General features: G+C 63.6%; 12 protein-coding genes. 2 read left to right on the forward strand and 10 right to left on the reverse strand.

The genetic code is table 11. The features are described from left to right. Together EN994_RS05270 and EN994_RS05275 are read left to right on the forward strand one after the other, a co-directional pair. Nucleotides 1-698 (forward strand): exodeoxyribonuclease VII large subunit (locus tag EN994_RS05270; RefSeq protein WP_281060132.1); only part of this gene is annotated, 698 nt, incomplete at its 5' end. 4 nt (nt 699-702) lie between these two features. Beyond that, on the forward strand, nt 703-1,821 hold the full coding sequence (locus EN994_RS05275) for a P1 family peptidase (RefSeq protein ID WP_063170123.1): 1,119 nt from the start codon (nt 703-705) through the stop codon (nt 1,819-1,821). A gap of 70 nt (nt 1,822-1,891) precedes the next feature. Here EN994_RS05275 and EN994_RS05280 read toward each other — a convergent pair whose 3' ends face one another. The 10 genes from EN994_RS05280 to ehuA all read right to left on the reverse strand — a co-directional run bounded on the left by EN994_RS05280 (nt 1,892) and on the right by ehuA (nt 10,942). Beyond that, nucleotides 1,892-2,203: a hypothetical protein gene (locus tag EN994_RS05280; RefSeq protein ID WP_224675447.1), complete on the reverse strand. Its 312-nt coding sequence runs from the start codon at nt 2,201-2,203 to the stop codon at nt 1,892-1,894. A gap of 414 nt (nt 2,204-2,617) precedes the next feature. Next, the gene (gene doeB / locus EN994_RS05285) at nt 2,618-3,616 is read right to left on the reverse strand and encodes a N(2)-acetyl-L-2,4-diaminobutanoate deacetylase DoeB (RefSeq protein WP_024502317.1); all 999 of its coding nucleotides are present in this window, start codon (nt 3,614-3,616) and stop codon (nt 2,618-2,620) included. Nucleotides 3,617-3,621: 5 nt separating this feature from the next. Next, nucleotides 3,622-4,800, reverse strand: a complete 1,179-nt coding sequence (gene doeA / locus EN994_RS05290; RefSeq protein WP_063170122.1) for an ectoine hydrolase DoeA — start codon at nt 4,798-4,800, stop codon at nt 3,622-3,624. A 129-nt stretch (nt 4,801-4,929) separates the two neighbouring features. Then, a complete protein-coding gene (eutC, locus tag EN994_RS05295; protein ID WP_063170121.1) occupies nt 4,930-5,922 on the reverse strand; it encodes an ectoine utilization protein EutC in 993 nt (330 codons plus the stop codon). After that, nucleotides 5,919-6,911, reverse strand: a complete 993-nt coding sequence (eutB, locus tag EN994_RS05300; RefSeq protein WP_164745816.1) for a hydroxyectoine utilization dehydratase EutB — start codon at nt 6,909-6,911, stop codon at nt 5,919-5,921. The genes eutC and eutB overlap by 4 nt, the downstream gene beginning before the upstream one ends. Nucleotides 6,912-6,920: 9 nt before the next feature. Then, complete coding sequence (gene eutA / locus EN994_RS05305; protein ID WP_063170120.1) at nt 6,921-7,697, reverse strand: ectoine utilization protein EutA; 777 nt, start codon at nt 7,695-7,697, stop codon at nt 6,921-6,923. Nucleotides 7,698-7,700: 3 nt separating this feature from the next. Then, a complete protein-coding gene (gene ehuD / locus EN994_RS05310) occupies nt 7,701-8,360 on the reverse strand; it encodes an ectoine/hydroxyectoine ABC transporter permease subunit EhuD (RefSeq protein ID WP_013530329.1) in 660 nt (219 codons plus the stop codon). Between the two features lie 34 nt (nt 8,361-8,394). After that, entirely contained in the window at nt 8,395-9,054 is a 660-nt protein-coding gene (ehuC, locus tag EN994_RS05315) for an ectoine/hydroxyectoine ABC transporter permease subunit EhuC (protein WP_013530328.1), read from the reverse strand. 157 nt (nt 9,055-9,211) lie between these two features. Beyond that, nucleotides 9,212-10,063, reverse strand: a complete 852-nt coding sequence (gene ehuB / locus EN994_RS05320; protein ID WP_013530327.1) for an ectoine/hydroxyectoine ABC transporter substrate-binding protein EhuB — start codon at nt 10,061-10,063, stop codon at nt 9,212-9,214. A gap of 87 nt (nt 10,064-10,150) precedes the next feature. Continuing rightward, complete coding sequence (gene ehuA / locus EN994_RS05325; protein WP_063170119.1) at nt 10,151-10,942, reverse strand: ectoine/hydroxyectoine ABC transporter ATP-binding protein EhuA; 792 nt, start codon at nt 10,940-10,942, stop codon at nt 10,151-10,153. Nucleotides 10,943-11,187 lie beyond the last annotated feature (245 nt).

Raw genomic sequence — 11,187 nt, forward strand, 5'->3', positions numbered from 1 at the left:
GGGCTCTGCCCTCGCCCGATCAATTGCTGGCGCTGCCGCGCCGGCGCCTCGATGAGGCGACATCCAGGCTGGGCCGGGGCCTGTTGGTCTCCACCGAACGCAAGCGTGCAAGGTTTTTTGCCGTGAAACTGACACCGGCAATGCTGTCGCAGCGCATTGCAGAGGCCCGGCGCACCAACGAACGCAATCTTTTGCGAGCACAAGGGGCACTGCGTGCGATGGCAAGAGCCCGGCGTGCGGAGCTTAACCGGGCGGCGGATCAATTGCCAAAATGTGCCAGGGCATCGCTGCAGCGGCACAAGCAGCAACTGGCCATGCTGCAAGGCCGCATCACGATCGAGCCGACGGCACGGCGGCAACGCGTGCAGAGGGATTTGCTGACAGCTTTGACAAGACGCGGCACGCAAGCAGTGGTGCTCAGGCTGGAGCGCCTGCGCGGCCGCATCGTCCAGGCCGACAGGTTGATGGCGTCGCTGTCGCACAAGGCCGTCCTGGCCCGCGGCTTTGCGCTGGTGAGAGATGCGGATGGCACCGTCGTCAAGCAGGCTGCCGACGTGGCGTCGGGAATGGCGCTTTCGCTCGAGTTCGCCGACGGGACCGCCGATGCGGTGGCAATCAGCGGCACGGCAAAACCGAAAGCCGTGGCCAAGCCGGCGGCCAAGGCCAAAGAGCCTGGCAATCAGGGATCCCTATTCTGACACCATGACCGACAATCCGCATCATCTGGCAACGCCCTCAGGCAAACCGCGCGCGCGAAATTTCGGCATCGGCTTCGACGGACGGCCTGGACCGTTCAACGCGATCACCGATGTGCCCGGCGTCGCGGTCGGCTATGCGACGCTGATCTCGGGCGATGGCGCGCTTGTCGTCGGCAAGGGACCGGTGCGCACCGGCGTGACCGCGATCCTGCCCAGGCCGCTTGCCGACCTCGCCAACCCGGTCTTCGCCGGGATCTTCAGCCAGAACGGAAACGGCGAACTGACCGGCTCGCACATCGTCGAGGAAACCGGCGCTTTCAACTTCCCGATCACCATCACCAACACGCATTCCTGCGGTGTTTCCCGCGACGGCACGCTGCGCTGGATGCAAAGCGTGCTGCCGGCGGCGCTCGACAGCGGCTGGGGACTGCCGGTGGCGGCGGAGACCTATGACGGCTTCCTCAACGACATCAACGGCCACCATTTGACGTCGGAGCATGTTGCGCAGGCCCTCGACGGTGCCGCCGGCGGACCGATCGAGGAAGGCAGCGTCGGCGGCGGCACCGGCATGATCACCTTCGGCTTCAAGGCCGGCTCCGGCACGGCATCGCGCATCGTCGAATGGCACGGCCGTGCCTATACGGTCGGCGCCTTCGTGCAGTCCAATTTTGGCAAACGGCGCAATATAACCATTCGCGGCCTGCGCGCCGGGCCGCAACTCGTCGAACCGGCTGTCCGCGAAGGCACACCGCGCGCCGAAAAGGGTTCGATCATCGCCGTCATCGCCACCGACGCACCGTTCCTGCCGCATCAGATGAAGCGGCTGGCCCGACGGGTGCCGCTTGGCGTCGCCATGACCGGAGGCTTCGGGTATCACAGTTCAGGCGACATTTTCATCGCCTTCTCGACCGCCAATGCGAGCGCCGCGCGGGCGCCATCCGGCCGCATCGCCAGTGCCGATTTTATTCCCGATACCGACATCGATCCGTTTTTCGATGCGGTGATCCAGACCGTAGAGGAAGCAATCCTCAACGCGCTGGTTGCCAATGACGATATGACCGGACGGGACGGGAATTTCGTGCCGGCGCTGCCGAAGACGTGGCTGAAGGAGACCTTTGGCTGAAGACAAAAACGCGGGCCAGAAGCCCGCGCTGCAACAATGTCGCCGCTATGCGATCATTCGGCGGCTTTGATCATTCCGCGGCTTTTCTGGGGGCCTGCTGGCTTTCTTCGGCCTCGGCCGCTTCCTCAAGCCGGGATGCGATAAGTTCCTGGATATCGCCGACTTCTTCCTGGATATCCTCCAGCGGAATGCCGACCTCGGCCGCCTCGGCGGCGCACTCCTTGGCCAAGGTTTCGGCCTGCTTGTCGATCCTTGCCTGGGAGGATTGGCAATGGACCTTTTCGCCGATCCATCCCCGCAAGAATTCGATGGCGTGTTCGCTCATACTGCTGTTCCCTGGCGGCAAAGCCGGTTGGTAATCATAAACGTCGACATCCCGCAAAGGATGCATGTCCCCATTCCAGCCGAGTCGCGGTCAGCCGGCAAGCCAATGCCGTCCAAGGTCCACAGAGCCATAGGAAATCGAGGGGTCAAGGGCATTTTCTGATTCTGGAGGGGTCGGTACCGTTGGCTGGGTCACACCCAGCGCTGCGCCACTGTTTCTATTTGCTTTTTTCCGGTTTCCGAGCCGATTTCCGTCACAATAGATGGCGCAAAACACTACACATTCACAGTTGCTTCGAGGTGCTGCCCTCGGGCGCGCGGGTCGAAGCCGCCGCTATATAGTGACATCCTCCTGCAATGTCGACTCCGCCCGCTATCCTGCTTCTTTCCGCCGCGCCGAAGGGCTCCGCGACGGACGCAGAACAAGTGACGATGGACCCGAACCGGGTGGAGCAGGCCCCGGCGGAGCCGCTCAGACGTGCACAGCCACCACCGCCGCGCAGTCGCCGGCCTTAACCAGCCCGGGGAAATGCCGCGCCGCAAGCATGCCCGACATTTTTGCCCGGATCTCCTGCGGAGCGACGCCGGTGCGGCCGGTGGAATGAATGCGCGCCAGCACCGAGCCTTCTTTGACGGGCTCACCGAGATCGACCATGGTTTCGATCATGCCGTCGTCTTCGGCGAACGAGAAACAATCGCCCGACGGCATGTCGAGCCACTGGGTTCGAGTCTTCTCGACCGCACCATCTACAATGCCGGCATGACGCAGCACGTTGAGAATGCCGCGCCTCGCGATCCGCACGGTTTGCGCGCGCGACGTGCCGCCGCCGCCAAGTTCGGTGCTGACGAAGACCTTGCCCATCTCCTCGGCTGCCGTGTCGTACATGCCAACGGCGTCGATCTCGATCATGCGCATCGAGAACGGAGCGGCAAAGGCCGCGACCGCGTCAAAGGCTTTCTGTTCCAGCGCCTTGTCGGGCAAAGTGTGCGCCGCGCAGAACGGCACGAAGTCCAGCGTCTTGCCGCCGGAGTGGAAGTCGAACACGATGTCGGCGCGAGGCAGCAGCTCACGTTGAAAGTAATCGGCGATCTTTTCGGTCACCGTTCCGTCCGGCCGGCCGGGAAAGCTGCGGTTCATGTTGCCCTTGTCGATCGGCGAGGTGCGCGTGCCGGCGCGGAAGGCCGGATAGTTCATTGCCGGCACGATGATCACCGTGCCGCTGACTTGCCTGGGATCGAGGGTCCTGGCGAGATCGTAGAGGGCCAGCGGCCCCTCATATTCGTCGCCATGGTTGGCGCCGGACAGCAGAGCTGCCGGTCCGTTGCCGTTGCGGATGACGCAGATCGGGATCATCACCGAGCCCCACGCGGAATCGTCGCGGCTGTAGGGCAAGCGCAGGAAGCCGTGCTGGACGCCGTCGCGGTCGAAATCGACGGTCGGCGCGACCGGTGATGAGCGTAGATTCGACATCGGGCTCAATCCTTCACCACCAGCTTACGCGGCACATTGGCCAGGCACTCCACACCGGTTTCGGTGATCAGGATGGACTCGGTGATCTCCAGTCCCATCGTTTCCAGCCACAGGCCGGTCATGAAATGGAAGGTCATGCCGGGCTTGAGTTCGGTGCGGTCGCCGGGACGCAAGCTCATCGTGCGCTCGCCCCAGTCCGGCGGATAGGACAGTCCGATCGAATAGCCGGTGCGGTTGTCCTTGACGATGCCATACTTCTTCAGCACGGCGAAGAAGGCGTTGGCGATGTCCTCACAGGCGTTGCCGGGTTTGGCCGCGGCCAGCCCCGCTTCCATGCCTTCCAGCGTCGCCTTCTCGGCATCGAGGAATTCCTGCGTCGGCTTGCCGAGGAAGACGGTGCGCGACAGCGGGCAGTGATAGCGGTTGTAGCAGCCGGCGATCTCGAAGAAGGTGCCCTCGTCCCGCTTCATCGGTCTGTCGTCCCAAGTCAGATGCGGCGCCGAGGCATCGGCACCCGACGGCAGCAGCGGCACGATCGCCGGATAGTCGCCGCCGATGCCGTCGACGCCGCGCGTGCCGGCATCATAGATTTCGGCAACGAGATCGCATTTGCGCATGCCGACCTCGATCTTGTCGAAGATGCGCTGGTGCATCGCCTCGACGATGCGAGCCGCCTTGCGCATATAGTCGATCTCGGTCGAGCTCTTCACCGCGCGCTGCCAGTTGACCAGCGCGGTGGCATCGACAAAGCGGGCATTGGGCAAATGCTTCTGCAGCGATGCGAAGGCGGCGGCCGAGAACCAGTAATTGTCCATCTCAACGCCGACTGTCAGCTTGCCCCAGCCGCGATCCGCAAGCACGCTGGCCAAAAAATCCATCGGGTGGCGCTCGGTCGACTGCACATAGTGATCGGCATAGCCGACGATGTTGTCATGCGCGAGATAGGCAGTGCGCTTGGCACCGTTGGCGTCCTGGCCACGGCCGTACCAGACCGGCTCGCCCGATGGCGGCACGATAACCGCCTGATGCACGTAGAACGACCAGCCGTCATAGCCGGTCAGCCAGGCCATGTTGGACGGGTCGCTGATAACAAGAAGATCGACGCCCTTCACCTCCATGGCTTTGCGTGTCTTGGCGAGGCGATCCGCATATTCGCCGCGCGAGAATCTCAGGTTCGGTTGCATTGTTCTTGGTCCTCGTTTGTTGGGCCTTGAGCCTGTTTCAACTTCGTTGAAACCGGCCCGTCGTTCTTGTTTGGGCGTGATCTTTCGGAAAACCGGTTCCCATTTTTCCGGATCACGCCTTGGCCAGCATCAGCTTTCGAAAATGGCCCCGGAACCGGCCACCCGCGCCCGATCGCGGGCGAACGTAGCTATCGCCGTATCCTGAACGCCGGTGCCGGTCAGATCGGCGATGGTGATGTCGCTGGCCGAGCGCCGACCATGCCGTTTACCGGCGATGATCTGGCCAAGTTCGGTCACCTCTTCGTCAGCGGCCATCACGCCCGCCGCGATGGCGTGATGCAGCTCACCCAGCCGCCGCGTCTGACGGGCGCTGTCGGCGACATAGAGGTCGGCCATGCGCAGGATTGCCGGCGCGATCTCGTTCTTGTGCTCGGCGTCGGAGCCCATCGCCGTGATGTGCTGGCCGGCGGAAACGAAACCCGCCTTGATCAGCGGCTCGGTCGAAGGCGTGGTGGTGACGATGATGTCGGCGCCGACAACTGCGTTTGCCGCGTCGGGCTCGGCATGCACGAGAATGCCGAGCTTTTCGCGCAGGGCTCCGGCGGTTGCCTCGGCCTTTGCCACATCGCGCGCCCAGATGCGCGCCTCGGAAATCGGCCGCACCAGCATCAGGGCTTCCAATTGCAACCCGGCCTGGACGCCGGCGCCGAAGATCGCGGCAACTGACGAGTCCTGCCGCGACAGATGTTTGGCGGCGACGGCGCCGGCAGCAGCGGTTCGGATATCCGTGAGATAGCCGTTGTCGAGCAGCAGTGCTTCGACCAGCCCGGTTTTGGACGACAGCAGCACCATCATGCCGTTGACGCTGGGCAGGCCGAGCTTCGGATTGTCGAAGAAGCCGGGGCTGATCTTGATGGCGAAACCGTCGATATCAGGCACGTAGGCGGTCTTCACGTCGACCTCGCCGCGATGCTCGGGAATGTCGAGCCGCAGGATCGGCGGCATCGCCACCGGCAGGGTGGCAAGCGCACGGAAGGCGTTTTCGACGCAGGCGACTGCATCGAGATCGAGTGTCACGATCGCGCGCAATTCTTGTTCGGTGAGGATCGTCATCCGGCTCATGCGGCGTGCTCCTTGAGCGATGGCGCCTCGCCGCAGACGATCCTGCGGTGCGCGTCCATATCGATGTTGCGGCCGGAGAGAAGCACGACCACCGGCCCGTCCGACCTGACCTTGCCGGCGAGCAGCGCGGCGATGCCGACCGCGCCGGCGCCCTCGACGATTTCGCGTTCGCGCGCATAGGCGTGACGGATGCCGGCGGCGATCTCGTCCTCGCTAAGCAGGACGATACCATCGAGCAGGTCGCGGCACATGGCGAAGGTCAGCCGGTTGTCGAGGCCGATGCCGCCGCCGAGCGAATCCGCCAGCGTCGGCAATTCCTCCACCAGCACCGGGCGGCCGGCATCGAGGCTGGCCTTCATCGCCGCGCCACGAGCCATCGAGACACCGATGATCTTTGTGCCGGGGCTGACGCCTTTGATGGCCGCGGCAACGCCTGAGGCGAGCCCGCCACCCGACAACTGCACCAGGACGAGGGCAGCATCCGGGACCTGTTCGATCATCTCAAGCCCGAGCGTGCCTTGCCCGGCGACAATGTCGGGATGGTCGAAGGGCGGCAGCATAACCAGCCCCTCTTGCGCCACCAGCCGATCGACCTCCTGCTGGGCATCGTCCTGACTGTTGCCGATAATGCGAACCTCCGCGCCCAGCCGGCGGATCTCGTCGAGCTTGTTTTCAGGCACCAGCCGCGACATGCAGATCACCGCGCGCATGCCCTCAAGCTTCGCCGCATGCGCCAGCGCGCGGCCGTGGTTGCCGGTCGAGGCCGCGACCACGCCACGCGCCTTCTCCGCGGTGCTGAGCGAAGCGACGGCATTCGAGGCGCCGCGCAGCTTGAAGCTGCCGGTGGTCTGCCGGTGTTCGAGCTTGAGGTGGACGGGGACGCCCAGCCCTTCGGAAAGACTTTGGGACAGCACGGTCGGCGTGCGCTCGACCTTGCCGGCAATGCGCTCATGCGCGGCGCGAATGTGCTCAAGAGTGACCTGTGTCATGATCATCAATCAGGCGGCAAATGGCTGCGTCATCAGACGGCCGAATTCGGGACGCGGCGTGTCATCTCCGCACAGCCGCAGACAATTCCAGGCGGTCGCCTGGTTGCTGGTCACCACGGGACGTCCAATAGTTTTTTCCATTCCGGTGACCGCGAGGGCGCTACGCAGCGCCGTGCAGGAGACGAACAGCGCATCGGCGCTGGTGTCGGTCGCCTCACGCGCCAGTTCGACGAGGGCCGCCGGTGCGATGCGCGCCATCTCGCGGTCGTCCTCGAAACCGAGGCAGGTGAAGCTGGCGATCTCGAAGCCGTGCGCCGCGAAATAGGCGGCCATCGGCCTGGATGTCTCGACCGTGTAGGGAGTGAGGATGCTGATCTTGCTTGCGCCCAGCGCACGCAGCCCGCGCACGCCCGCCATCGGCGGGGTGATTACCGGCACGCCGGGCTTTGCGACCTGGATCGCCGCCTCGATCTCGGCATCGCCGATCACCACCGAGGCCGAAGTGCAGGAATAGCAGACGGCATCGAGTGGCTCATCCGGCAGGATCAGGGCCGCGCCCGCCGTCAGCGCCGGCTGCATCTTGCGCAGGTTTTCGGGCGTCGTCGGGTTGGCATAGGGAATGCGCGCGACATAGACGCCGACGCGTTCGCTCGCCACCATGCGGCGGAAATCCGGTTCGCTGGTGTGGTCGGTGGCCAGGATGATCAGGCCGATGCGCCGCTCCAGCGGACGCGCATCCAGTGCCGGCCGTTTTGGATACACCTTGATCTCGGGCAAGGGTTTCATCGGTTACCTCTCGATCTTGCCGTAGCGGCGTTCCAGCCAGCGCAGCAACACGACCGAAAACAGACTGATGACCAGGAAGAAAGCACCGACCAGGGTGATCGGCTCGATATAGCGATAGTAGGTGTTGGCGACGCTTTTGGCCTGGTTCATCAGTTCCAGCACGGTGATCGCCGACAGCAGCGGCGTTTCCTTGAACATGGCGATAAAGTAATTGGCGAGCGCCGGAATCATCGGTGGGATAGCCTGCGGAATGATGATGTGGGTCCAGGTCTGACTGGCGCTCAAATTGCACGCCTTGGCGGCCTCCCATTGGCCGCGCGGCACATTGTCGATGCCGGCACGATAGACCTCGGCCGTATAGGTGCCGTAATGCAGCCCGAGCCCGATGACACCGGCGACCAGCGGCGGCAGCAGGATGCCGATGTCGGGCAGCACGTAGAAGATGAAATAGAGCTGCACCAGCAGCGGCGTGCCGCGGATGAATTCAGCCGCCCAGCCGACCGTGCGCGACAACGCCTTGTTGGGCGAGCGGCGCGCCAGCGCAATGCCAAGCCCGACGATCGCCGCCAGCACCGAGCCGAGCAGCGTCGCCAGGATGGTGATCTTCACGCCCTGGATCAGCGTTGGCATGATTTCCCAGACGAAATTCCAATCCCATTCCATCAGTAGGCCCAATTTATCAGAAGGGAGTTGGCCATCAGGCACGCACCCCGTCGAGGCCGCGCGCCATGCGTCGTTCCAGCGAGCGCACGCCCCACGAGATGAGCAGGGCGAGGATGAAATAGATGATCAGGATGGTGGTGAACGGCACCAGGGTGTTGCCGGTCTGGGCGCGCACCACCTGCGCCTGGAAGGTCAGGTCGGTGAGCGAGATCAGCGACACCACGGCGGTCGCCTTGAGCAATTCGATGGCATTGTTGCCAAAGGTCGGCAGCATCACCAGCAGCGCCTGTGGCAGGATGATGTGGCGCATGCCTTGCCAGCGGCCGAGATTGAGCGCTGTGCAGGCCTCATACTGTTCGCGGCCGATCGACTGGATGGCACCGCGCACCACTTCGGCGGCGTAGGCGCCGACATTGAGGCCGAGCGCCAGCACGCCGGCCTGCAACGGGGTCAGCGAAATGCCGATGAAGGGCAGCACGAAATAGGCCCAGAACAACTGCACGAAGATCGAGGTGCCGCGGAAGAACTCGATGTAGGCGGTGGCCAACCAACGCAGCGCAAAGAAGCGCGACACGCGCCCCATGCCGGCGAGGAAGGCCATGATCAGCGCCAGCACCGACCCCATCAGCGTCAGCTCGATGGTGACAAGCGCTCCCTGCAATATCAGGCCGAAATAGCCGGACCACTGGGTCATTCGGTTTCCAACGTTGGGTTTAGCATCTTCTCCCCGTTCACGGGGAGAAGATGCCGGCAGGCAGATGAGGGGCGGCGCGAACTTGCGAAGGTTTGGCGCCGCCCCTCATCCGTCACTTCGTGACACCTTCTCCCCGTTGAACGGGGAGAAGGAAGGATCACTTCGCCGCGCAGAGCTTGTCGCGGCTGGTCGACATCGCGGCTGCCGCCGAGAAGCCGTAGGGCTCGATGATCTTGGCGAACTCGCCCGATTTCTTCATCTTGGCCAGTTCCACATCGAAGGCGTCGCGCAGTGCCTCGTCGCCCTTCTTGAAAGCGGCGCCGTCGCAATAGACCGGTGCGCCCTGCACCGGAGCGATGACTTCGAGGTTCGGATCGTTGGCCTTCTTGACCAGATCATTGATCGACAGGACGGGCAGCGAATAAGCGTCGATGCGGCCATCCTGGAGCATCTTCACGCCGCTCTGGCCATCCGGCACGACGATGACGCGATCGCGTGGCACGCCGGCATTGAGCGCGAGCTTCTCCTCGGTGCCGCCGCCCGGCGCGCCGATGGTCGCAGTCGTATCCTTGGCGACATCCTCATAGCTCTTGAAACCCTTTGGATTGCCTTTCTTCACCAGCATCGCCTCGGCGTCGCACAGCACGGGTTCCGAATAGGCGACCGCAGCACAGCGCTCCGGCTTCATGAACAGGCCGGCGGTGACGACATCGAAGCGACCGGCCTGCAGGCCGGGGATCATGGCGCCATATTCGGAGATCGAAGCGGCAACGTCGGCGACGCCGAGCCGCTTGAATATCTCGCGGGCCACATCAGGCGCGGCACCCGAAACCTTGCCGTCGGCGGCGACCGCCGTATAGGGCGGCTCGTTGGCGATGGCGAGGCGGGCGAAACCTTGCGCCTTGAGCTGCTCGAGCTTGCTGTCATCGGCCGAACCGGGGATCGAGGCGGCCAGCACCGCCGTCAGTGCAAGACCGGCAACGCCGGCCAGAATGCCAAGTTTGTTCATTGTTCCCAACTCCTTGTTTCTTGTCTTGCTTTGTTGCATGGCGGCCCTCGCCGCCTCGGGACGACTTCGTCGCCCTGGGCATTGCGGTCAGACCCGATGTCCGGCCGCGATGATCTTCTTCAGGAAACCTTGCGTGCGCTCCTGCTTGGGATTGCGGAAAATCTCGTCCGGTTTGCCTTCTTCGACGATCCTGCCGCGATCGAAGAACAGCACCCGGTCGGCGAAATCATGGGCAAAGCCCATCTCGTGGGTGACCAGCAGCATGGTCATGTCGGTCTCGGCGGCGAGCTTGCGCATGACGTTCATCACCTCCTCGACCAGCTCTGGATCGAGCGCCGACGTCACCTCGTCGAACAGCATGATCTTCGGCGACAGCGCCAGCGCCCGAGCGATCGCCACGCGTTGCTTCTGTCCACCGGACAGCTGCGCCGGCATGTTCTTGGCCTTGTCGGCCATGCCGACCATTTCGAGCAGTTCCATCGCCCGCTTTTCGACGGCGGCACGCGGCGTGCCCTTGGTCAGCATCGGCGCCAGCGTGACATTGTCCATGACGCACTTGTGCGGAAACAGGTTGAACAGCTGGAACACCATGCCGATCTTCTGGCGCATCCTTGTCAGATGCCGCTCATCGGCGGGCAACAGCTGGCCATTGCGCTCCATGTGATAGAGCTGCTCGCCGTCGATCTGGATATGACCGCCATCGATGCGCTCCAGCGTCATCAGGATGCGCAGGATCGTCGTCTTGCCCGAACCCGATGGGCCGATCAGTGCCAGCTTCTCGCCGGGCATGACTTGCATCGACAGGCCGTCCAGCACCTTGAAGCTGCCGAAGCTTTTCGAGATGCTGTCGATCTTGATGATGGGCGCTGGTGCGGACAAATGTATTTCCCCGTGCTGGAGAAGCCTATGCCCCTTAACGATGCGGAACGCGCCAAATCATGTCAATTGGGAAAATAATATCATGACAATTATTCTGATTCCCCACAATTTCCGGGCAAACCGGACCTAGATTGCGAGCAGCAGATGCTCCGGATCGCCAAGCAGCAGCTTGGTGACAACGCCGAGGCCGGCGCGCAGTTCCCCCTCGGTGGTCGAACCCAGCGAGATACGCACGGCCGGCTGCC

Origin of the sequence: Mesorhizobium sp. M7A.F.Ca.CA.002.09.1.1 (assembly GCF_003998555.1) — a bacterium.
GTDB lineage: Bacteria > Pseudomonadota > Alphaproteobacteria > Rhizobiales > Rhizobiaceae > Mesorhizobium > Mesorhizobium ciceri.

Bases quoted from the DNA above. Each gene is read 5' to 3' on its own strand.
- ehuB (WP_013530327.1), bottom strand. From the start codon at position 10,063: ATGAACAAACTTGGCATTCTGGCCGGCGTTGCCGGTCTTGCACTGACG.
- eutB (WP_164745816.1), bottom strand. From the start codon at position 6,911: ATGACACAGGTCACTCTTGAGCACATTCGCGCCGCGCATGAGCGCATT.
- eutC (WP_063170121.1), bottom strand. From the start codon at position 5,922: ATGAGCCGGATGACGATCCTCACCGAACAAGAATTGCGCGCGATCGTG.
- ehuD (WP_013530329.1), bottom strand. From the start codon at position 8,360: ATGGAATGGGATTGGAATTTCGTCTGGGAAATCATGCCAACGCTGATC.
- doeB (WP_024502317.1), bottom strand. From the start codon at position 3,616: ATGTCGAATCTACGCTCATCACCGGTCGCGCCGACCGTCGATTTCGAC.
- ehuC (WP_013530328.1), bottom strand. From the start codon at position 9,054: ATGACCCAGTGGTCCGGCTATTTCGGCCTGATATTGCAGGGAGCGCTT.
- doeA (WP_063170122.1), bottom strand. From the start codon at position 4,800: ATGCAACCGAACCTGAGATTCTCGCGCGGCGAATATGCGGATCGCCTC.
- eutA (WP_063170120.1), bottom strand. From the start codon at position 7,697: ATGAAACCCTTGCCCGAGATCAAGGTGTATCCAAAACGGCCGGCACTG.
- EN994_RS05275 (WP_063170123.1), top strand. From the start codon at position 703: ATGACCGACAATCCGCATCATCTGGCAACGCCCTCAGGCAAACCGCGC.